The organism is Massilia sp. Bi118 (assembly GCF_918697865.1).
GTDB lineage: Bacteria > Pseudomonadota > Gammaproteobacteria > Burkholderiales > Burkholderiaceae_D > Telluria.
In genome coordinates this window covers 114590-136147 of the sequence record NZ_CAKKMV010000008.1, presented here as the reverse complement: position 1 = coordinate 136147, position 21558 = coordinate 114590, and the positions used below count along the sequence as shown (strand labels likewise).

At 67.1% G+C, this 21558-nt stretch carries 11 protein-coding genes; 5 read left to right on the top strand and 6 right to left on the bottom strand.

The features are described 5' to 3' along the window. Window positions 1–7: 7 nt before the first annotated feature. From LQV39_RS13650 to purM, 6 genes are all read right to left on the bottom strand, one after another. Window positions 8–7636 carry an Ig-like domain-containing protein gene (locus LQV39_RS13650; RefSeq protein ID WP_230026575.1) on the bottom strand — a complete coding sequence of 2543 codons (7629 nt, stop codon included), beginning with the start codon at window positions 7634–7636 and terminating at the stop codon, window positions 8–10. After that, complete coding sequence (locus LQV39_RS13645; RefSeq protein WP_230026573.1) at window positions 7633–8490, bottom strand: sulfotransferase; 858 nt, start codon at window positions 8488–8490, stop codon at window positions 7633–7635. Before LQV39_RS13645 ends, LQV39_RS13650 begins: the two co-directional genes overlap by 4 nt. 262 nt (window positions 8491–8752) lie before the next feature. Then, a complete protein-coding gene (locus tag LQV39_RS13640) occupies window positions 8753–15070 on the bottom strand; it encodes an Ig-like domain-containing protein (RefSeq protein WP_230026571.1) in 6318 nt (2105 codons plus the stop codon). 12 nt (window positions 15071–15082) lie between these two features. Beyond that, window positions 15083–15940: a sulfotransferase gene (locus LQV39_RS13635; RefSeq protein WP_230026569.1), complete on the bottom strand. Its 858-nt coding sequence runs from the start codon at window positions 15938–15940 to the stop codon at window positions 15083–15085. A gap of 237 nt (window positions 15941–16177) precedes the next feature. Continuing rightward, window positions 16178–16768 carry an adenylyl-sulfate kinase gene (gene cysC, locus LQV39_RS13630; protein WP_230026567.1) on the bottom strand — a complete coding sequence of 197 codons (591 nt, stop codon included), beginning with the start codon at window positions 16766–16768 and terminating at the stop codon, window positions 16178–16180. Between the two features lie 16 nt (window positions 16769–16784). Beyond that, a complete protein-coding gene (gene purM / locus LQV39_RS13625; RefSeq protein ID WP_230026565.1) occupies window positions 16785–17828 on the bottom strand; it encodes a phosphoribosylformylglycinamidine cyclo-ligase in 1044 nt (347 codons plus the stop codon). A 153-nt stretch (window positions 17829–17981) separates the two neighbouring features. Between purM and hda the strand changes: the two genes are divergently transcribed. Genes hda through LQV39_RS13600 form a run of 5 tightly spaced genes read left to right on the top strand, consistent with a single transcriptional unit; the run spans window position 17982 to window position 21547 of the window. Then, the gene (hda, locus tag LQV39_RS13620; RefSeq protein WP_230026563.1) at window positions 17982–18668 is read left to right on the top strand and encodes a DnaA regulatory inactivator Hda; all 687 of its coding nucleotides are present in this window, start codon (window positions 17982–17984) and stop codon (window positions 18666–18668) included. Further along, entirely contained in the window at window positions 18665–19339 is a 675-nt protein-coding gene (locus LQV39_RS13615) for an HAD family phosphatase (RefSeq protein ID WP_230026561.1), read from the top strand. The genes hda and LQV39_RS13615 overlap by 4 nt, the downstream gene beginning before the upstream one ends. Beyond that, window positions 19332–20726, top strand: coding sequence for a polynucleotide adenylyltransferase PcnB (gene pcnB, locus LQV39_RS13610; protein WP_230026559.1), 1395 nt, complete (start codon window positions 19332–19334; stop codon window positions 20724–20726). Before LQV39_RS13615 ends, pcnB begins: the two co-directional genes overlap by 8 nt. Then, window positions 20723–21196: a 2-amino-4-hydroxy-6-hydroxymethyldihydropteridine diphosphokinase gene (gene folK, locus LQV39_RS13605; protein ID WP_230026556.1), complete on the top strand. Its 474-nt coding sequence runs from the start codon at window positions 20723–20725 to the stop codon at window positions 21194–21196. The genes pcnB and folK overlap by 4 nt, the downstream gene beginning before the upstream one ends. Window positions 21197–21199: 3 nt before the next feature. After that, complete coding sequence (locus LQV39_RS13600; protein WP_230026554.1) at window positions 21200–21547, top strand: DMT family protein; 348 nt, start codon at window positions 21200–21202, stop codon at window positions 21545–21547. The last annotated feature ends 11 nt before the right edge of the window (window positions 21548–21558 follow it).

Genomic DNA, 21558 nt, shown 5'->3' with positions numbered 1-21558 from the left:
ATTTCCGTCAGCCGACGATGAAGTCCCAGTCCGCCGCCGCACGCTGGTGGCCGACCATTTCCGCCGATTCCACGAAGTTCGACGCGACCTGCTCGAGGGTGAGGCCACGGCCCAGCGCCTCGGTCCAGTAGGCCATGCCGCCGGCGTCGGCCTCGCGATCGAAGATCGCCGCGTAGAGCAAAGCGAGATCGTGCGCCGCCACGCCATTGAAGCCCTCGTGGCTGGCCGCGTGCTCGCTCGAAGCGATCATGCTGAGCGCAATCGCGCCCCAGCTGGCGCCGGCCTGGTGGACATTCGCCCAGTACTCGATGCCCATCACGTCGGCCTGGCGGCCCAGCACCGTTTGGTAGATACCGGCCAGCGTGCCCATGTCGGCATTGTTCTGGACCGCGATGCTGGCGTCGCTGAACTGCAGCTGCTCGACATTGACGACCATCGCCTTCACATCCGGCGCGGCCTTGGTGCTGACCATCACATAGCCGTTGTGGAACTCGATGTTGTAGTCGGCGCGCGCACCGCTGAAGGTGGCGGCGTCGTTGGCCGCGCCGCCGTGCAGCAGCGCGACGCCGGCCGCCGGCGCCGGTCCCGCGGTGGCCGGTGCGGCAATGCCGAGGACATCGCTGCCGCCGCCGGCAAACACCGAGCCCGTACCGCCGGCCGCTACCGTGAAGTGCTGGCTGGCGCCGTCGCCGCTCAGGATCGTGTTGCTGCCTGCGGTGACGTTGGCGGCGCCGATCACGGCGGCAAAGTTCACCTGCTGCAGCGCGATCGTCGCCCCCGCGGCCAGGCCGCCGGTGTCGATCACCAGGGCCGTGCTCTGCCCTGCGCCGGGGGCCGGCCCGCTCAGGGTCAGCACGCCCTCCGGCGCCGCGCTGCTGACCGGCTTGACGGTCTCCACCAGCAGCGAGCCGCTTGACCCCAGCCCGGCCAGGAAGCCCTGGCCCTTGCCGGTCAGGTGGCCCTGGTCGGAAGGCGCATGGCTTGGCGTGGCGGCCTTAATCGCGGCGATCAGGAGTTCGCCGGCATTCGCCGCCGGCAGGTTGGCGCCGCTGGCGGACAGGCCGTAGCCCGCCGGCAGCTGGGCCAGCAGGATGGGCGCACCCTGGCCTGATTTGACAAGGGGAATGTCGGCCACGCCGGGCTGGCCACTGGTTTCAGTCCGGCCCGCGCCCACGACCGGGATCGAGACCGCGGTGCCCGGCACATTGCCCGGCAGGCTGATCGGGAAGACCTGGACCGGCATGCCGTCGACCAGGTCGATCGGCATCGGCGGCTCCGCGATGCGCAGCGTGAAGCCCGCGCTGGCCGCGGACTCGTTGCCGGCGGCGTCGGTCTGCGTGGCGCTCAGCAGGTGGGCGCCGGTGGACAGCCCGGTGGTCGCGATGCTCCACTTGCCGCTGCCGTCGGCCATGGCGGCGCCGAGCTTGACCTTGCTGCCGCCGACGGTCTCGTACAGCGTGACCAGCGTGTCGGCCAGCGCCGTTCCTTCGATAACGGGGATGGTGTTCTCGGTCAGGCCGTCGCCGATGTTGCCGGTGTCGCTCGAGGCCTTCAGCGACGGCGCTGCCGGCGCCGCCGGCGCCACGGTATCGACAGTCAGGCTGAAGACCGCGCCGGCGCCGGACGCGTTGCCGGCAAGGTCGACCTGGCGCGCGCTGATCGCATGCACGCCATCCGGCAGCGTGGCGGCGGTGATCTGCCAGGCGCCCTGCGCATCGGCCTGGACGCTGCCGATGACGGTGGCGCCGTCGTACAGCGTGACCTGGGCCAGGGCCTCGGCGCTGCCGCTGAAGGTGGGCGTGGCGGCTTTGGTGATGGCGTTGCCGGGGACGCCGCTGTCGCTTGCGGCAGCCAGCACGGGTGCGGCCAGGGCGGCCGGGCTGCTTGCATCGACAGTCACCGTGATGGCGCCGGACGCGGCGCTGGCGTTGCCGGCGGCGTCAAAGGTCTTGGCCGTGATCGCATGGCTGCCCTCGGCCAGGGCCGAGGTCGTGATCGCCCAGATGCCGCCGGCTGCCGTCGCATGACCGATCTCGGTGCTGCCGTCGCTGTCGTACAGCCTGACCGTGGCGCCGCTCTCGGCGCTGCCGGTGAAGACGAGCGTCGTATCGTGGGTCAGATCGTCGCTGTCGGAAACGCCGCTGTCGCTGTTCTTGTGCAGGTCCGGTGTGGACGGCGCCGCCGGCGCGAGCGTATCGAAGCTCAGAGAGGGCGGCGCGCCGGCGCTGCCCAGGTTACCGGCCGCGTCCTCGTAGCTGTCCGCCTTGATGGCGATGCTGGCAGCACCGCCGTTGGTGTCCGCACTTGGGGTGAACACGGCGGTGCGTACTAGGCCGTTGCCTGCGATGGCGGATAGCGTGCCGCCGCTGACAACGATATCGCCGGCATCGAAGCTTGCCCCCGGATCTTCGCTGAAGGTGAAGGTGATGGCAGCAGTCTGGCCGGCTTTCAGCTGCGCGACGTCGCTGGTGATGCTCACGGCCGGCTTGACGCTGTCGAGCGTATAGGCCTGGATGTGCACCGGGCCGGTGTTGTCGACCGCGTCGATCACGCGCACGCGGATGTCGTGTGCGCCGGCCGCGAGCGTCGTGGCGATCGACCAGGCGTCGCTGCCGGTGCTGCTCGCGGCATCGTTCCAGACGGTCCCGCCGTCGAGCGAAACCTGCACGCGCTCGCCGGTAGCCAGCATGACGTCCAGATGGCCGGAGATGGTCTGCGCCGCCGTGTTGGTGACGAAGTCGCCGGCCGGACCGGAATCCAGCGACAAGGCCATGTCCTTGACGCCCGTGGCAGGTCCGCCGGTAATGATCTGCACAGTCAGTCCGGAAGACGCCGCCCCCGCATTGCCGGCGGCGTCCACTGCTTGCGCGGTGATGCTGTGGGCGCCGGCGGCCAGGGCGCGGTCGCTGGTGATCTGCCAGGCGCCGCCTGCCGCCACGACGCTGCCGATCGTGGTGGCGCCGTCGTACAGGGTGACGGTGGCGCCGCTCTCCGCGGTGCCGCTGAAGGTCGGGGTGGTGTCGGCGGTAAAGTTGTCCGCAGCTGAGCTGCCGGTGTCGCTGGCGGCATCGAGGTCCGGCGTCGAGGGCGCGCCCGGGGCCAGGGTATCGAAGTGCAGCGAAGGTGTGGCACCGGCAGCGCCGTCGTTGCCGGCGGCGTCGCGATAGGAGCCCGCGCTCACGCTGATGCTCGCGGAGCCGCCGTTGGTATTTGCGCTCGGGGTAAAGGTCGCGGTGCGCACCGTGCCGGTGCCACTGATGGCAGACAGGGTGCCGCCGCTCACCGTCACGTCGCCTGCCGTGCCGTCCCATGTAAAGGTGGCGCCCGGATCTTCGCTGAAAGTGAAGGTGATGGTGGCCGTTTCGCCGATCTTCAGCTGGCCGGCGTCGCTGCTGATGGCGAGCATCGGCGCCGCGGTATCGATCGTGACCGTGGTGGCGCTCGATGCGGCGCTGACGTTGCCGGCGGCGTCGAACACCTTGGCGGTGACGCTGTGGCTGCCCGCGCCCAGCGTCGAGGTTGCGATGGTCCAGTTGCCGCCGGTCGCGGTGCCGCTGCCGATCTCGGTGCTGCCGTCGCTGTCGTACAGCTTGACGGTCGCGCCGGCCTCCGCCGTGCCCGTGAATACCAGGCTGGTGGCGTTGGTAAGATTGTCAGTGCTGGAAGTGCCCTTGTCGCTGGCAGCGGCGAGATCGGGCGCGGACGATGCCGCCGGCGCCAGCGTATCGAAGGTGATCGACGGCGAGCTGCCGGCCAGGCCATTGTTGCCGGCGGTGTCCTGGTAGCTGCCGGCACTGATGCCGATGCTGGCCGTGCCGGCGTTGGTATTCGCGGCCGGCGTGAAGGTCGCAGTGCGGGTCAGGCCGCTGCCGCTGATCGCCGACAGCGTACCGCCGCTGACCGTAACGTCGCCGGCGCTGCCGTCCCAACTGAAAGTCGAGCCGGGGTCTTCGCTGAAGGTGAAGGTGATGGTGGCGGTGTCGCCGGCCTTCAGCGTGGCCAGGTTGCTGCTGATGGACACGGTCGGCGCCGTGCTGTCGAGTGTGTAGGCCTGGGTATGGACCGGCCCCGCGTTGTCGACCGCATCGACCACGCGCACCTTGATGTCGTGCGCTCCGCTCAGGAGCGTGGTGGAAATCGACCAGGCATTGCTGCCGGTGGCGCCGGTGGCGGTATTCCAGGTCGCGCCGCCGTCGCGCGACACTTCCACATGCTCGCCCGATCCCAGGTTGGCGCTCAGCGTGCCGCTGATGGTCTGGCTTGCCTGATTAGTGATGAAGTCGCCTGCGGTACCGGAGTCGACGGACAATGCCATGCCGGCGACGCTCGTCGCCGGCCCGGCGGTGCGCACATCCAGCTCCAGCACAGGCGACGTGGCACTATGGTTGCCGGCGAGGTCGATCACTTCGGCCGTGATGTAGTGGACGCGCTGGGTCAAGGGCGTGCTGCTGGTGGTAATGTGCCAGGTGCCATCCGCCGCCACGTCGCTGCCGATCTCGATGCCGCCGTCGTACAGCACGACCTTGGCGCCGACTTCCGCGGTGCCGCTGAAACTCGGCAGGGTCACGCCGGTGATATTGTCCGTGCTCGATGCGCCGCTGTCGCTGCCCGCATCGAGGTCGGGCATGGACGATGCCGCGGGCGCGGACTGGTCGAGGCTATAGGCATGCGCATACGCCGTGCCGCCGTTGCCGGCCAGGTCCTCGACCTTCATTTTCAGGGTGCCGCTGCCGGCGAGCGTCACGCCCGCCAGTTCCCAGGTGTTCGCGCCGGCGCTGGCGCTGGCCGGGGTCCAGGTCGCGCCGTTATCGAGCGAAACCAGGACACGCTCGCCCGCCGCCAGGTTGGCGCTGAGCGTGCCGGAAATGGTCTGCTGCGCGTCCCTGACAACCATGTCGGTGGCCGAGCTGCCGGTGTCGTTGGACATCGCGGCGCTCGCGATCGTGGTCGAGGGCGGCGTGCGGTCGACCGTCACGGCCAGCGCGTCGGAGACCGGCCCGGTATTGCCGGCGGCGTCGACGGCGACCACGGCAAAGGTATGGTTGCCTTCCGCCAGGCCCGCGAGCGTGAAACTGTAATTGCCGCCACTTGCCGTCGTGCTGGCGATCTCGGTGGCGCCGTCGTAGAGCTTGACCGTCGCGCCGCTATCGGCGGTGCCGCTGAAAGTCAGGGGATTCTTGTTGGTGACGTAGTCGCTGTTCGATGCGCCCGAATCGTCGTTGATCGCAAGGCTGGGCACGGATGGTTTCGACGGCGCCAGCGTGTCGTAGTTGAGCGCCAGGTTGTTGCTGGCGACGCCGTCGTTGCCGGCCAAGTCTTTGTAGGTGCCGGTCAGAACACTGATGCTGGCGCTGCCTGCGTCGGTATCCGCGCTCGGCGTGAAGGTCGCCGTGCGGGTGGTGCCGCTGCCGCTGATCGCCGACAGGGTGCCGCCGCTGACGGCGATGCTGCCCGCGCTGCCGTCCCAGCTAAAGCTCGTGCCCGGGTCTTCGCTGAAGGTGAAGGTGATGGTGGCGGTTTCGCCGGCCTTCAGCGTGGACGCGCTGCTGGTAATGGACAGGGTCGGCGGCGTGGTGTCGATCACGACATCCGGTCCGGTAACTAACCCGCTGAAATTGCCGGCGGCGTCGAAGGCCTTGGCCTCGATCGTGTGCATGCCGTTCGCCAGCGTGCCGGTGGTCGTCACCGTGTAGGACGTGCCCGTCATGACGGTGGTGCTGGCGATCTCGGTGACGCCATCGCTTTCATACAGTTTGACTGCGGTGACGCCGGCTTCGGCGGTACCGGTAAAGACCAGCCCTGTGTTCTTGTTCGTCACATTGTCGGTGTTCGAGCTGCCGCTGTCGGCCGAACCGGCGAGGTCGGGCGCCGAGGGAGCGTTTGGCACGACGTTGTCGACGGTAAAGCTCACGCTGCTGGCACCGCTGTTGACGTTGCCGGCTGCGTCCGCGTACTTGCCTGAAGTGACCGCAATGGAGACGGTGCTGCCGTCCATGCCAGGGTTGGCCATGAAGGTCGCAGTGCGCACCAAACCGCTCCCGCTCAGCGAGCTGAGGGCGCCGCCGCTGCCTCCGCTGACGTCGACGTCAGCGAGCGTGAAGCTCGCACCAGGGTCTTCGCTGAAGTTGAATCTGATCGTCGCGGAATCGCCGTCCTTCATCACCGGGTGATCGGTCGTAATCGCCACCGTAGGCGCATCGGTGTCGATGACGATATTCCGGTTCGAGGACAGCGAACCGTCGTTGTTGCCGGGCGTCGGCAGCGTCACGATGGCATTGTTCGTGCTCAAGTACGCTTTGATCGTCCCGCCGTTCAAGTCGATGGCGGTGTCCTTGTAATCAAGGTCCGACGCCTTGTCACCGGCTTGCACCGTGTACCTGAAGATCAGCGCGGTCGATCCGGTGCCGCTAACATAAGTAGCGTACCGGTCCGTCGCGCCGGTTTCCAGCAGCAGCCTTGGCGTGCCGGTGACGTCGACGACGTTGTCGAAGTTGACCCGGATGTCGATCGTTGCCCCGGCTTTGTAGCTGCCGTTCCCTTGTACTGCGTCGACGTAACTCACCATCGCCGGATATGGCATGGCTGTGCCGACGGTGAGGCTGTCGATCATCAGGTAGTCGATCATGTTGCCATTCGTCGTCGCTGTGATCTTCAGCATCTTGACGATCTGCCCGCCGAGGGCTTCGAGGCCGATATCTGTTGCGGTGAAATCGGTTGTGAGCAAATTGACGGTGACAGTCGTTCCGACCTGGTTGTAGTGGGAATCGAAACCCCTGATCTCGAGGGTCTGGTTTGTGTGAGCGGTCGACCAGTTGGACAGTCCGATACGCTGGGGTGTGAATGCCTGGCCTGCGGCAAACGAGATCTTGATTTCGCTTTCAGGGGCCCTTGCCGCCGCGAAGACGCTGCCGACATAGCTGTCGTAGGCGCTCACAGCGGTGTCCTGCCCGTCAATGTGAAGCGCGTAGGAGGAATTATTGTTGACGCGGAAAATGACGTCAGTATCCCTGCTAACCATGTCGTCTGGATCTTTACCGCTGGTGAAGGTCCCGTCTGCGCCGAATTCGATCTTCCCTGGATTGATGTTCAGCACATTCCGATACAGGGCCGCTATCTGGGCATCGACCACTACCGCTGTCTCGACCTGTCCGCTGACCACTTCCAGCTCCCAGTCGCCGCCCAGCGAGGCCGCACCAGTTGCGTCGTTCGACGCCGCCACGTCCGCCCCGGTCGCGATCGCCATCTGCTGCACGAAGCTGGCGCTGTTCCCCGCGCCGATATCGCAGCCATACAGCAGGATGTCGCCGTCTGCGCTCATGCTGTGGCCTATCGCCTGCAGATCATCCTTGTAGGCATCGAGGCTTCCGGCGTCGAGCATCAGCGTACCAAGGCTCATTACCCCCGCGCTGCCGTGCGACACGATGTGGACGGCATCGATGCCGCTGCGCCCGGCCATTACCTCGGCGATCTGGTGCAGGCCATCGCGGCTCGAGTCCAGGATCACGATCTCCTTGCCGCTGCCGATCCCCCTGATCAGGATATCGATATCGGCAACGTTATCCTCGATGAAAACAATCTCCTTGCGCGTCGCAATGACGAGATTGTCGCTGGCGGGGTCGAAGGCAGAAGACATCATGCTTGTTTTCCTTGTTGTGCAGGCGCGATGACATTGGCGGCGCTGCCGGCCTTGTCATTCCAGAAGGACATCTGATTGAATTTCTCGAACAAATCGGGCGGGATGACGGTCGGACGCGGCGTGAACCGCACCTGCCGTTTCACCCGGTGCAGGCCGGGCGCGCCGAGCTGCTGGTCGAATTCCTCGGCGTCGTACTCGACGTTCTCGAAGTCGTGCTCGAAGTGCGGCTCGCCGAGGAAGTCGTAGACCAGCGGCAGCACCTTGGCCGGGGCGCGGGTCAGCAACCCGTAGTCCACCACCAGCAGCGAGGAGGCGTGCTCGCCGTAGAAGGCTTCGCGCAGGGCCGACCAGGCGTAGCCGACGGTCTGTTCATGCTGGGCCAGGCCCTCGAGGCGGCTGTAGACGGTGCCCCGCGCGCCTGCGGCGCCGAACAGGCGCGTGGCTTCGTAGGGATTGGCGCGGTACATGCGCTCGAAGCTGTCCATGATCCAGGCCACGTTGCGCACGCAGGCGATCACCTTCGCCTCCGGGAACAGGTCATGTACCAGCGGCATTTTGGCGGACCAGGCGCGGTTGGTGTCGAACACGACTTCACGGCCGACGTCGGCGTAGTAGGCATCGAACAGGCCGCGCAGCAGGGCCTTGCGCTTGTCGCGGCCGACCACGGCGCCGAACTCGCTGCCGGCGCTGACCTGGCCCAGCACGGCCGTGCACAGGCTGCCGACCGGGCTGGTCATGCCGGCGTGGAAGCGCGGATTCTGCAGCAGGATGCCGGACAATAGGGTGGAACCGGAGCGCGGCAGGCCGGTAATGAAATGGAAGCAGCGGCCCGGGGCCGGGGAACTGGACATCATGTCGGACACGTCTCTCGTCCGCTACAGGCGAACTAATTGGTATCCATCGATGATGAATTAAAAGTAATTCCTGATCAATATCTTGTCGGAATATTTAATTGACATCGGTCAATACGACCGAAAAACCGTCGATCTTGTTGCTCCGATTCGACGGGTGTGAAATTTATTTGTGACTCGAATTCACAAATAATCCTGTCACTATGCCGGAAATAAAAGGGCGTTCCGAAGAACGCCCTGGCATCGCAGTGCGGCGCGACCGCTTTTACAGGATGAAATTCCAGTCGAGCGGCGCGACGTGATGGCCGACCAGCTCGGCCGAATGCATCATGCCGTCGGCGATCTTGTCCAGCGAAGCGCCATTGCGCGCCACGGCCGACCAGTACGCCAGACCTTCGGCATCGGGGCTACGGTCGAACAGGCCGGCATACAACAGGCCGATGTCATGCTCGACATTGCCGTTGAAGCCGTCGTGGGTGGCCGTGCGCTCGGCCGATCCGATCATGCCGATGGCGATCTCGCCCAGGCTCACGCCCCTGTCGGCCACGTCGGCCCAGAACTCGATGCCGTAGACGTCGGCCTGGCGGCCCAGGGCCACCTCGTACAGGGCCGCCAGCGTCGACATGCTTGCGCCGTTGTCGACGTGGATCGTGGCGTCGCTGAACTGGAGCTGCTCGGCATTGACCACGATGGCCTTGGCGCCGGGTGCGGCCTTGCTGTTCACGACCAGATAGCCGTTATGGGCCTCGACGTCGAAGTCGGCGCGGGCGCCATTGAACACGGCGGTGTCGTCCCCGGTCCCGCCATGCAGTACCGTCGTGGCCTGCACCGGCGACGCGGACTGGGCGCGCGCCACGCCGTTCGCGCTCACGGAGGCGGGCAGGCCGAAGCTCATGGTGTCGCTGCCGCCGCCGGCGAACACTTGCGCGCCGCCGCTGGCAGCCACCGTGAAGTGCTGGCTGGCGGCATCGCCGCTCAGTACCGTCGCGCCGCCCTGCGCGACCACGTTCGCCGTGCCGACGATCGCGGCAAAGTCGACGTTCTGCAGCGCGATCGTGCTGCCCTGCGCCAGGCCGGCGGTCTGGATCACCAGCGCGGTGTGCTGCTGGCTGTCACTGCTGCCGGTGAGGGTCAGCATGCCGTCCGGCGCGGTGCTGCTGACCGGCTCGATGGTCTGGACCAGCAGCGAGTCGCCGGTGGCCAGCTTCGACAGGAAGTTCGAGGCATTGGCGGTCAGGTGGACCTGGTCGCTTGCGCTGTTGGCCTGGGTCGCCGCCTGGATTGCCGCGCTCAGCGAGGTGGCTGCACTGCCGACGGCCGCGTTGGCGCCGCCGGTCGCGGTCAGGCCGTAGCCTTCGGCCACCTGGGCTACCAGCAGGTTGCCGCTGCCGGACGTAACCAGCGGGATGTCGGCGGTGCTGACCTGGCCGCTCGTATCGACGCGACCGGCGCTGACGACCGGGACCTGGATCTGGCTGCCCGATGCGCCGCCCGGCAACACGGTCGGCGCGGTCGTCACGCCGACCCCGTCTATCTGCACGGCGCCCGGGCGGAGCGTCAAGGCGAAGTTGGCGCTCGCGGCGGACACGTTGCCGGCCGCGTCGGTCTGGGTTGCATTGATCGCATGCGCGCCGAGCTGCAGGCCGCGCACTTCGAGGCTCCAGTGCCCCTGGGCGTCCGCCCTGGTGCTGCCTACCGCGTTCTGGCCGTCGTACACCGTGACCAGGGCATCCGCCTGCGCGCTGCCTTCCATCAGCGGAATGGCAAAGGTGATGCCGTCGCCGATTCGCCCGGTATCGGTCGTCGCCGACAGCCGGGGAACGCCGGGCGCAGCCGGCGCGACGGTGTCGATCGTCAGCGACAGGGCCGATCCGGCGCTGGAGACGTTGCCGGCGGCATCCACCTGCTTCGCGCTCAGCGCATGCACGCCATCGGCAAGCGCCGACGAAGCGATGCTCCAGCTGCCGTCGGCGCCGGCCTGCGTAGCGCCGAGGACGGTCTGGCCATCAGTGTCGTACAGGGTCACCTGGGCGAGCGCTTCGGCGCTGCCCTTCACGGTCGGCGTGCTCACTTTGGTGATGCCGTCGCCTGCCGCGCCGCTGTCGCTGGCGGCCAGCAGTACCGGCGCCGCCAGCGCAGCCGCGCCGGTATCGATCGTGAGATTCAGCGCGGCGCCCAGTGCCGATGCGTTGCCCGCGGCATCGCTCTGCACGGCGCGCAGGGCATGGCTGCCGTCGGCCAGCGTGGCGCTGGTGATGGTCCAGGCGCCCTGGGCGTTGGCTGTTGCCGTGCCCAGCACGGTGCTGCCGTCGCTGTCGTACAGGGTCACGGCGGCGAGCGCCTCGGCGCTGCCGTGCACGGTGGGCGTGGCGTCGCCGGTGATGCCGTCGCCGGCGACGCCGCTGTCGCTGGCGCCTTCCAGCGCCGGTGCGGCCGGAGCGCCCGGCGCCAGCGTGTCGAAGCGCAGCACCGGCGTCGTGCCGGTGCCGCCGCCGTTGCCGGCCGCGTCGATGTACAGTCCCGCAGCCACGCCGATGGCGGCCACACCGCCATCGAGGCCGGCGGTCGGGGTAAAGGTGGCGGTGCGTACCAGGCCGCTGCCGGACAACGCGTCCAGCGTGCCGCCGCTGACCGTGACGTCGTCCAGCGTGAAGCTGGCGCCCGGGTCTTCGCTGAAGGTGAAGGTGATGGTCGCCTGCTCGCCGATCTTCAGCTGGCTGGCGCTGCCGGTGATCGCCAGCGCTGGTGCGGCGGTGTCGAGCACGTAGTCCTGGCTGGCCACTGGGCCGGTGTTGTCGACCGCATCCGCCACGCGCGCCTGCAGCGTGTGGGCGCCGGCCGCCAGCGTCGCCGGGAGCGACCAGCTGGTGCCGTTGACCTGGGCGGTGGTCCAGTTTGCGCCGCCATCGAAGGAGACCTCGACGCGTTCGCCGGCCGCCAGCGCGGCGCTCAGCGAGCCGCTGACGGTCTGCGCCGCCACGCTGGTGATGAAGTCGGCGCCGGAAGCGCCGCCGTCGTTCGAGAACGCGAGGTTGCCGATCGTGGTCGCCGGCGCGCTGGTGTCGATCCCCACGGTCAAGCCGGACGACATCGCGCCGGCGTTCCCGGCCGCGTCCGTGGCCTGGGCGCTGATCGTGTGGCTGCCCTCGCCCAGCTGGCTGCTGGTGATGCTCCAGCTGCCGTTGTGCGCGACCGCGCTGCCCAGCACCGTCGCGCCCTCGTACAGGGTCACGGTGGCGCCGGCTTCCGCGGTGCCGCTGAAGGTCGGCGTGGTGTCGGCCGTGATGTCGTCGCTGGCCAGGCTGCCGGTGTCGCTGCCCGCATCCAGGTCCGGCGCCGACGGCGCCGCCGGCGCGCTGGTGTCGAAGTGCAGCGACGGCGACGAACCGGTCGCGCCTGCGTTGCCGGCCGCATCGGTGTAGCTGCCGCCGGCGACACTGATGCCGGCGGTCCCATTGTCAATGCCGGCGGCCGGGGTGAAGATCGCGCTGCGCGTCAGGCCGCTGCCCGAGATCGCGCCCAGGCTGCCGCCGCTGACCGTGACGTCGGCCGCGCCGAAGCTGGCGCCCGGATCTTCGCTGAAGGTGAAGGTGATGTTTGCGCTTTCGCCGGCTTTCAGCTGCTGCACGTCGCTGGTGATGGCCAGCGTCGGCGCGGTGCTGTCGATCGTGAGCGTGGCGGCCGCGCTTGCGGCGCCGGTATTGCCGGCGGCGTCGGTGGCCGTGGCGGTGATCGCATGGGTGCCCGCCGCCAGCGTGTTGCCGGTAATGGTCCAGGCGCCGCCGGTGGCGACCGCCGAGCCGATCTCGGTGGCGCCGTCGTACAGCCTGACCGTCGCGCCGTTCTCCGCCGTGCCGGTGAAGGTGGGCGTGGTGTCGTTGGTCAGCGCGTCGCTGCTGGAGAAGCCCTTGTCGCTGCCGGCATCGAGCACGGGGGCCGGCGGCGCCGCCGGCGCCAGGGTGTCGAAGTGCAGCGACGGCGCCAGGCCGGCCGTGCCTGCGTTGCCTGCCTTGTCGGCATAGGAAGCGCCGGCCACGGTAATGGCAGCCACGCCGCCGTCGGTATCGGCCGACGGGGTGAAGGTCGCGCTGCGGGTCAGGCCGCTGCCGGCGATCGGACCGAGCGTGCCGCCGCTGACGCTGACATCGGCGGCGCTGAAGCTTGCGCCCGGATCCTCGCTGAAGGTGAAAGTGATGGTCGCGCTCTGGCCGATCTTCAGCTGGCTGGCATCGCTCGTGATCGTCAGGGCCGGCGCGGCCGTGTCGAGGGTGTAGGACTGGACAGCGGCCGGGCCGCCGTTGTCGACCGCGTTGACCACGCGCGCCTGCAGGTCGTGGGCGCCGTCCAGCAGGGTGAGACTTGCCGACCAGTGGTCGTCCCCGACGCTGGCGCTGGCGGTGATCCAGTTCGCGCCGCCGTCGGCCGACACCTGGACCCGCTCGCCCGCCGCCAGGACCGCGCTCAGCGTGCCGGAGACGGTCTGGGATGCGGCATTGGTAAGGTAGTCGGCAGGCACGCCGCTGTCGTTCGAGATGGCGATGCCGGCCACGGTGGTGGCCGGCGCATCGGTGATGACCTGCACCGTCAGGCCCGTGGACGGCGTGCCCACGTTGCCGGCGGCATCGCTGGCGACGGCGCTGACGATGTGGCTGCCCGCGCCCAGGGTCGTGCTGGTGATGGTCCAGGCGCCGCCGGTGGCGACCGCCGAGCCGATCTCGGTGGCGCCGTCGTACAGCCTGACGGTCGCGCCGCTCTCCGCGGTGCCGGTGAAGGTCGGCATGGTGCTGCCGGTGATGTCGTCGCTGTCGGACACGCCGCTGTCCGAGGCCGCCTTCAGGTCGGGCTGCGACGGCGCCGCCGGGGCGGTGGTGTCGATGGTGAGGTTGAGCGCATCCGACGCGACGCTCGTGTTGCCCGCCGTGTCAGTCGCCTTGACCGTCAGGGTGTGCGCGCCGGGCGACAGGGTCGTGGCCGTGATCGACCAGTGGCCGCTGTTGTCGGCCACGATGGAACCGAGTTCGGTGGTGCCGTTGCTGTCATACAGCTTGACCGTGGCGCCGGCGTCTGCGGTGCCGCTGACGGTGGGGGTAGCGTCGTTCGTGATGCCGTCGCCGGGCAGGCCGCTGTTGCTGCCGGCATCCAGCGCCGGCGTGCCGGGCTTGGCCGGCGCCGTGGTGTCGATCGTGACGGCCAGGGTGGCGGAGAAGCCGCTGGTGTTGTTGGCCGCGTCGGTGGCGGTGACGCTGAGCGCGTGCGAACCGCTGCCCATCGGGTTGGTCGGCGTGATCGACCAGTTGCCGGCGCCGTCGGCCGTGACCGAGCCGAGCACCGTGACCTTGTCGGTGTCGTACAGCTGGACCGTGGAGCCGGCTTCGGCCGTGCCCTTGAAGGTCGGACTCGACAGCTTGGTGATGCCGTCGCTTGCGCTGCTGCCGGTGTCGTTGTCGATGGCAAATGCCGGCGCCGGCGGCACGGCGGGCGGGGTGGTGTCGGCGGCGACGAAAGGATGGACGTTGTTGATCGCCATGTCGTCGAACATGAAGAACGTGAAGGGACTGCCGTCGTTCGACGTCACTCGCAATACCTTGACGTCGGTGAAACCGTTGAAATTGAGGATCAGCCCATCAGTGTTGTAGTTCCAGGTACGTGAGGTAATGACGTTGTTGTCATTGCCCACCGCTTCGAACTTCAACGAGTTATTACCCGTGCCAAATAACCTCAGCGATGACAGGTTGAATAGTTGGCCACCCGTGAACGACACCTCGGTATTCCCGCCGTAGCCATAGGAATTGACGATATGTGTGTCGCCCATTGGCGATGTATCGATCTGTGCCCAATAAGTTCCCGTAACGTGCAGTTCGTAACTCGGATCTTGCGGCAATTTGTAATACAGATCGTGCGACCAGTCGCCCGTGAAATTGCCGAGCGTTTCAAAATCGATGGTGAAGCTCGACGGCAGCGCCAGCGTGCCCTCGAAGGCCGACGCCAGCCCGCCATTGCCGATGCCGGCAGTCTCGATGGCGCCGCTGGTGACTTCGAGGTTCCAGTCGCCGCCCAGCGCCGTATTGCCGGTCAAGTCGTTCGAGGCCGCCACGTCGGCGCCGGTGGCGATCGCCAGGTCGTTCACGAAGCTGCTGCCGCTGCCCGCGCCGACATCGCAGCCGTACAGCAGGATGTCGCCGTTCGGCGCCAGGCTGCGGCCGATGGCCTGCAGTTCGGTGTTGTGTTCGGACAGGGTCGACTGGTCGAGCGTGAGCGCGCCGAAGTTCAGCGAGCCGGCGGCGCCGTGCGACACGATGTGCACGGCGTCGACATTGCTGCGTCCCGCCAGGGCGGACGCGATCTGCTGCAGGCCGTCGGCGCGCGAATCGAGGATGACGACTTCGCGGCCGGCGCCGGCCTGGCTGGCGATGGTCTGGTAATCGGCGATATTGTCTTCGATGAAGACGATCTCGGTGCGCGCCGCGCTGGCGATCGCCAGGTTCGCCGGGGCGATGCCGGTGTCCTGGCCAGCCTGCGTGTTCGTGGTGGACGTGGAGATGGTGAGCGCGCCGAGGTCGGCGCCGTAGCCTGGAGTGGTCATGCGTGATTTTCTTTATGCGGTCGGTGAAACGGGTTGGGCGGTGATGACGTTCGCGGCGCTGCCGGCGGCGTCGGCCCAGAAGGACATCTGGCTGTATTTGTCGAACAGGTCGGGCGGCAGGATGGTGCGGCGGACGCTATGCCGCACCTGCGCCTTGAGCGTGTGCAGGCCCGGCATGCCGAGCTGCTGGTCGAACTCCTCGGCCGAATACTCGACATTGTCGAAGTCGTGCTCGAAGTGCGGCTCGCCCAGGAAGTCATAGACCAGGGACATGACCCTGGCCGGCGCGCGCGTCAGCAGGTCGTAGTCGACCAGCAGCAGCGACTTGGCATGCTCGCCATAAAACGCTTCGCGCAGCGCGGTCCACGCCGAACCGACGGCCTGGTCGTGCTGGGCCAGCAGCTCCACGCGGCTGTAGACGGTGCCGCGCGCGCCCAAGCCGCTGAACATCCTGGTATGTTCGTAGGGGTTGGCGCGGGCCATGCGTTCGAAGCTGTCCATGACCCAGGCCACGTTGCGCACGCAGGCAATGACCTTCGCCTGCGGGAACAGGTCGAACACCATGGGCAGCTTGGCACACCAGGCACGGTTGGTGTCGAACACGACTTCCTTGTCGATGTCGGCGTAATACGAATCGAACAAACCGCGCACGAGGGCACGGCGCTTGTCGCTGGCCACCACAGGGCTGAACTCGCTGCCGGCGCTGAGCTGTCCCAGCACGGCGCTGCACAGCGCGCCCACTGGGCTGGTCATGCCGGCATGGAAGCGGGGATTCTGCAGGAGGATGCCCGACAGCAGGGTCGAACCCGAGCGCGGCAAACCTGAGATGAAATGAAACTGTCGATTGGAGCTGGAGATGGTATGAGACATGTCGACGCATCCGCGCACGGCGGACTGACAGATGAAATCCGGAGCGTCGATAGTGAGGCAAAGGTATCCGCACGGCAATATTCAGCCGTGCTATTTGCCTGGAAATGTTAATGCCCTGCGTCAACTACGTTAAATGTGTCCCCATCTAGCCACAGCTTGCATTCTCATCAATTCCACTTACGGTTACGCATCTTGCATAACCGGAGTCGATACGCCGGTGTCCAGGAATTTAACAATTCAGGCGAGCGCGGAGAGGATTTGCTTCCGCTCGAGGGCATCGAGCAGGCGGGCGACTTCCTCGTCCACCGAGGAAGTCGTACTGTCGACGATGAGTTCCGGAGACGATGGTTCCTCGTAGGGGGAGGAAATGCCGGTGAACTCCGGCAGCAAACCGGCCCGCGCCTTGCGGTACAGGCCCTTGGGATCGCGCTGCTCGCAGACGGCCAGCGGGCAGCGGCAATACACCTCGAGAAAATACGGGGATGGAATCAGGGCGCGCGCCCGTTCGCGGTCGGCTTGCAGCGGGGAGATCGCCGACACCAGCACGATCTGCCCCGCTTCGTAAAACAGGCGGGCGACTTCGCCGATGCGGCGGATGTTTTCGGAGCGCTCCGGCAGCGAGAAGCCGAGGTCGGCGCACAGGCCGTTGCGGACCTTGTCGCCGTCCAGCACGAAGACCCGGCAGCCGCGCTCGAACAGGGCGCGCTCGGCGGCCAGCGCCAGGGTGGTCTTACCCGCGCCGGACAAGCCCGTGATCCAGACCACCGCGCCGCGGTGGCCGGCGCGGCGCAGGCGTTCCTCGTTCGAGACCGGCTGCGTCGCTGTCACGCGCCTGTTTCCAGAGTCAGTTGACGATGGTCTGGGCCTCGCCCTCGGCGCGGGCGCGGATTTCGCCGATGCGGTAGACGGTCTCGCCGGCCGCCTGCAGCTGGGCCATGGCCGCGTCCGCATTCTCTTTCGCCACGATCACGGTCATGCCGATGCCGCAGTTGAACACGCGGTGCATCTCGGCGTCGGCCACGCCGCCATGCTGCTGCAGCCACTGGAACAGCGGCGGCATGGTCCACGATTTGCTGTCCAGCACGGCGGTCAGGCCATCCTGCAGCACGCGCGGGATGTTCTCGACCAGGCCGCCGCCGGTGATGTGCACCAGGCCCTTCACTTCCATAGCCTGCATCAGGGCCAGCAGCGGCTTGACGTAGAGGCGGGTCGGCGCCATCAGGACATCGGCCAGCTTGCGGCCGTGGAAGTCGGCGTCCAGGTCCGGCTTGGCGACTTCGATGATCTTGCGCACCAGCGAATAGCCGTTCGAGTGGATGCCCGAGGATGCCAGGCCCAGCACGACGTCGCCCGGGGTGATTTTAGAGCCGTCGATGATCTGCGATTTTTCCACGGCGCCGACGGCGAAGCCCGCCAGGTCGTATTCGCCGTCCGGGTACATGCCCGGCATTTCGGCGGTTTCGCCGCCCAGCAGGGCGCAGCCGGACTGTTCGCAGCCCAGGGCAATGCCCTTGACGACGGCGGTGGCGGTGGCGACGTCCAGCTTGCCGCAGGCGAAGTAGTCGAGGAAGAACAGCGGCTCGGCGCCCTGCACCAGGATGTCGTTGACGCTCATGGCGACCAGGTCGATGCCGACCGTGTCATGGCGATTCAGCTCGAAAGCCAGGCGCAGCTTGGTGCCGACGCCATCGGTGCCGGACACCAGGACCGGTTCCTTGTACTTCTTGCTGATTTCGAACAGGCCGCCGAAACCACCGATGCCGCCGAGCACTCCTTCGCGCATGGTGCGCTTGGCAAACGGTTTGATCGCTTCGACCAGGGCATCGCCGGCATCGATATCGACACCGGCATCGCGGTAGGAGAGAGAAACATTAGACGGTTGGCTCATGATATTTGGCAGCGGAGGCGGTAAAATAGATAGCGGTGAATCAACTGAACGCACCCGCGTCACTGCCGGGAACGGCCAACTGGTCAATCCGCTATTTTAGCAATAACAAGAAGAAGATGCCTTTTTTCCCTCTGCCCGGATGAGATGCAAGCCATGAAACAGCTGGTGCTCGATTTAGGCGCGGCCGACCCGGCGCAAAGCCTCGACACCTTCCAGATAGGAGCGAATGCCGAAATGGCGCACTTGATGCACCAGTTCGCGCAACGCGCCTCGCGCGAGCATTTCTGCTATTTGTGGGCCGAAACCGGCGCCGGCAAGACCCACATCCTGCACGGCCTGGCCGCCACGCCCGGATCGCGCTACATCGCGTTCGATGCCGGCGCCAAGGCGTTCACTTACGCGCCTGAGGTGAGCCTGTACCTGGTCGACGACATCGACCGCCTGTCGCCCAAGCGCCAGATCGACGCCTTCGCCCTGTTCAACCAGGTGCGCGAGCACGGCGCCTACATGGTCTGCGCGGGCCCGGTGCCGCCGGCCGTGCTGCCGGTGCGCGAAGACCTGCGTACCCGCATGGGGTGGGGCCTGGTGTACCAGATCCACGGCCTGTCGGACGACGAGAAGATCGCCGCCCTCACCCAGGCCGCCGAGGCGCGCGGTTTGACGCTGTCGGCCAGCGTGTTACCCTATTTGCTATCCCATTTCAAGCGCGACATGCGCTCCCTGTCGACCATGCTGGACGCCCTCGACCAGTATTCGCTCGAGACCCAGCGCCCGGTCACGCTGCCCCTGTTGCGTGACCTGCTGCTGCAGGGAAACCCGCAAAACGATGTAAAAGAATGAGCAATCTCGCGCTGTTTGACCTCGACCATACGCTGCTGCCGATCGACTCCGACTTCGAGTGGGGCCAGTTCCTGGTGCGGAACAAGGTCGTCGACTGCGACGCCTACCAGCGCCGCAACGAAGAATTCTTCGCCCAATACCAGGCCGGCACCCTCGACCCGGTCGAGTACCTGGAATTCGCCCTCGGCACCCTGGCCGGCTTCGAGCCCGGCCACTTGCAGGACCTGCACGCGCAGTACATGCGCGACGTGATCGAACCGGCCATCAAGCCGCAGGCGGTGGACCTGCTGAAGCGCCACCTCGACGCCGGCGACCTGGTGGCCATCATCACCGCCACCAACGGCTGGCTGACGGCGCCGATCGCGCGCGCGCTGAAGGTGGAGCACCTGATCGCGGCACGCCCGCACCTGGACGAACGTGGCCACCCGACCGGCAAACTGCTCGGCACCCCGACCCAGGGCCATGGCAAGGTCGTGCACATGCACGCCTGGCTGGAGGGGCTCGGCAAACCCTTCGGCGGCTTCGAGCGTAGTTACTTCTACAGCGATTCGCACAACGATATCCCGCTGCTGTCCGTCGTCTCGCACCCGGTGGCGACCAACCCGAGCGCCAAACTGGCCCAACACGCAAGCACCCACGGCTGGCCTTTACTCCATCTGTTCAATGATTAAAAAATTCATCCGCAAGATCCTTGGCGTGAAAGACGAGCGCGACCCCACCCAGCCCGTGATCCTCGGCGCTGAAGAGCATGGCATCGACCCGAAGCTGCTCTCTCCCAACGCGGTGCGCGTCACCCAGACCCTGCAGGAAGCCGGCTTCAAGGCCTTCGTGGTCGGCGGCGCCGTGCGCGACCTGCTGCTGGGCGTGAAGCCGAAAGACTTCGACATCGCCACCGACGCCACGCCGGAAGAAGTGAAAAAGCTGTTCCGCCGCGCCTTCATCATCGGCCGCCGCTTCCAGATCGTGCACGTGATGTTCGGCCAGGAGCTGCTGGAGGTGACCACCTTCCGCGGCAACGCCGTCAACAACAACGCCCCCAAGGACGAACACGGCCGGGTCCTGCGCGACAATAACTTCGGCCCCCAGCACGAAGACGCCGAGCGGCGCGACTTCACCATCAACGCCATGTACTACGACCCGGCCACGCAGTCGGTGCTCGACTACCACGGCGGCATCGAGGACATCCGCGCCAAAATCCTGCGCATCATCGGCCAGCCGGAAGCGCGCTACCGCGAAGACCCGGTGCGCATGCTGCGCGTGGTGCGCTTTGCGGCCAAGCTGCAGTTCACGATCGAGCCAGCCACTCGCGCCCCGATTCCGGTGATGGCCCCGCTGATCAACAACGTGCCGGCCGCGCGCGTGTTCGACGAGATGCTGAAGCTGCTGCAGTCCGGCCACTCGCTGGCCTGCCTCAAGGAGCTGCGCGCCGCCGGCCTGCACCACGGCCTGCTGCCGCTGCTGGACGTGGTGCTGGAACAGCCGATCGGCATGAAGTTCGTGACCCTGGCGCTGGAATCGACCGACGCCCGCGTCCGCGCCGGCAAGGGCGTCTCGGCCGGCTTCCTGTTCGCCTCCCTGCTGTGGCACCAGGTGCTGGAAAAGTGGAACGCCTACCGCGCCGCCAACGAAGCGCCGATCCCGGCCCTGCACCTGGCCGCCGACGACGTGCTCGACAACCAGACCGACTCGCTGGCCCTGCAGCGCCGCATCGCCACCGACATGCGCGACATCTGGGCCATGCAGCCGCGCTTCGAACGCCGCACCGGCAAGGCACCGTATAAACTGCTGGAGCACCCGCGCTTCCGCGCCGGCTTCGACTTCCTGCTGCTGCGCTGCGAATCGGGCGAGCTCGATGCGGAACTGGGCAACTGGTGGGCCACCTTCTATGCCGGCGACATCGCCGAGCGCGAACGCCTGATCAACAGCGCCCGCGAACCGGCCGGCGCCGACAAGAAGAAGCGCCCGCGCCGCCGCGGTCCGCGCAAGACCGGCGACGAGGGCGCGGGCCAGCTGGATTCGGGCGCGCAGCAAGCCGCATCGGGTCCGGACGGCGAATGAGCGCCTGGGTCGGCATCGGCGCCAACCTGGGCGACGCGCATGCGAACGTCCTCGACGCGCTGGACCGCCTGGCCTGGGTGCCGGGCGTGCGCCTGCTGCGCGCGTCCTCGCTATACCGCACCGCACCCATCGATTCCTCGGGCGACGATTACGTCAACGCGGTGGCCGAAGTCGACACTTCGCTCAGCCCCCGTGGCTTGCTGGCCGCGCTGCACGAAATCGAGCAGGCCCACGGCCGCGAACGCCCCTACCACAATGCCCCGCGCACGCTCGACCTCGACCTGCTGCTGTATGACGATGAGCTCATCGCCGATGCGCCCTCCTTGACTGTCCCTCACCCGCGCATGCACGAGCGCGCCTTCGTGCTGGCGCCGCTGGCCGAGCTGGCGCCGGGGCTGGTGATTCCCGGCCGCGGCCGCGTGGCCGAGCTGCTGCCCGGTGTGGCGGACCAGGCTATCGAAAGAATGTAAGCCATGCAGATTCCCGTCATCCTCCAGACCACCGGCCTGCTGATCCTGTCGAACGTCTTCATGACCTTCGCCTGGTACGGCCACCTGAAGAACCTGTCGAACAAGGCCTGGTATGTGGCGGCCCTCATCAGCTGGGGGATCGCGCTGTTCGAATACCTGCTGCAGGTGCCGGCCAACCGCATCGGCGCCGGCCAGTACAGCCTGGCCCAGCTGAAAATCCTGCAGGAAGTAATCACCCTGTCTGTGTTCGTGCCCTTCGCGATGCTGTACATGGACCAGCCGTTCAAGCTGGACTACGTGTGGGCGGCGCTGTGCATGTGCGGTGCGGTCTACTTCATTTTCCGGGGCTGAGGGCATGCTCT

What these genes read in the sequence shown, in the direction of transcription:
- LQV39_RS13650 (WP_230026575.1), bottom strand. Translation starts at nt 7,636, where the DNA reads ATGATGTCTTCTGCCTTCGACCCCGCCAGCGACAATCTCGTCATTGCG.
- LQV39_RS13645 (WP_230026573.1), bottom strand. Translation starts at nt 8,490, where the DNA reads ATGATGTCCAGTTCCCCGGCCCCGGGCCGCTGCTTCCATTTCATTACC.
- LQV39_RS13640 (WP_230026571.1), bottom strand. Translation starts at nt 15,070, where the DNA reads ATGACCACTCCAGGCTACGGCGCCGACCTCGGCGCGCTCACCATCTCC.
- LQV39_RS13635 (WP_230026569.1), bottom strand. Translation starts at nt 15,940, where the DNA reads ATGTCTCATACCATCTCCAGCTCCAATCGACAGTTTCATTTCATCTCA.
- purM (WP_230026565.1), bottom strand. Translation starts at nt 17,828, where the DNA reads ATGAGCCAACCGTCTAATGTTTCTCTCTCCTACCGCGATGCCGGTGTC.
- hda (WP_230026563.1), top strand. Translation starts at nt 17,982, where the DNA reads ATGAAACAGCTGGTGCTCGATTTAGGCGCGGCCGACCCGGCGCAAAGC.
- LQV39_RS13615 (WP_230026561.1), top strand. Translation starts at nt 18,665, where the DNA reads ATGAGCAATCTCGCGCTGTTTGACCTCGACCATACGCTGCTGCCGATC.
- pcnB (WP_230026559.1), top strand. Translation starts at nt 19,332, where the DNA reads ATGATTAAAAAATTCATCCGCAAGATCCTTGGCGTGAAAGACGAGCGC.
- folK (WP_230026556.1), top strand. Translation starts at nt 20,723, where the DNA reads ATGAGCGCCTGGGTCGGCATCGGCGCCAACCTGGGCGACGCGCATGCG.
- LQV39_RS13600 (WP_230026554.1), top strand. Translation starts at nt 21,200, where the DNA reads ATGCAGATTCCCGTCATCCTCCAGACCACCGGCCTGCTGATCCTGTCG.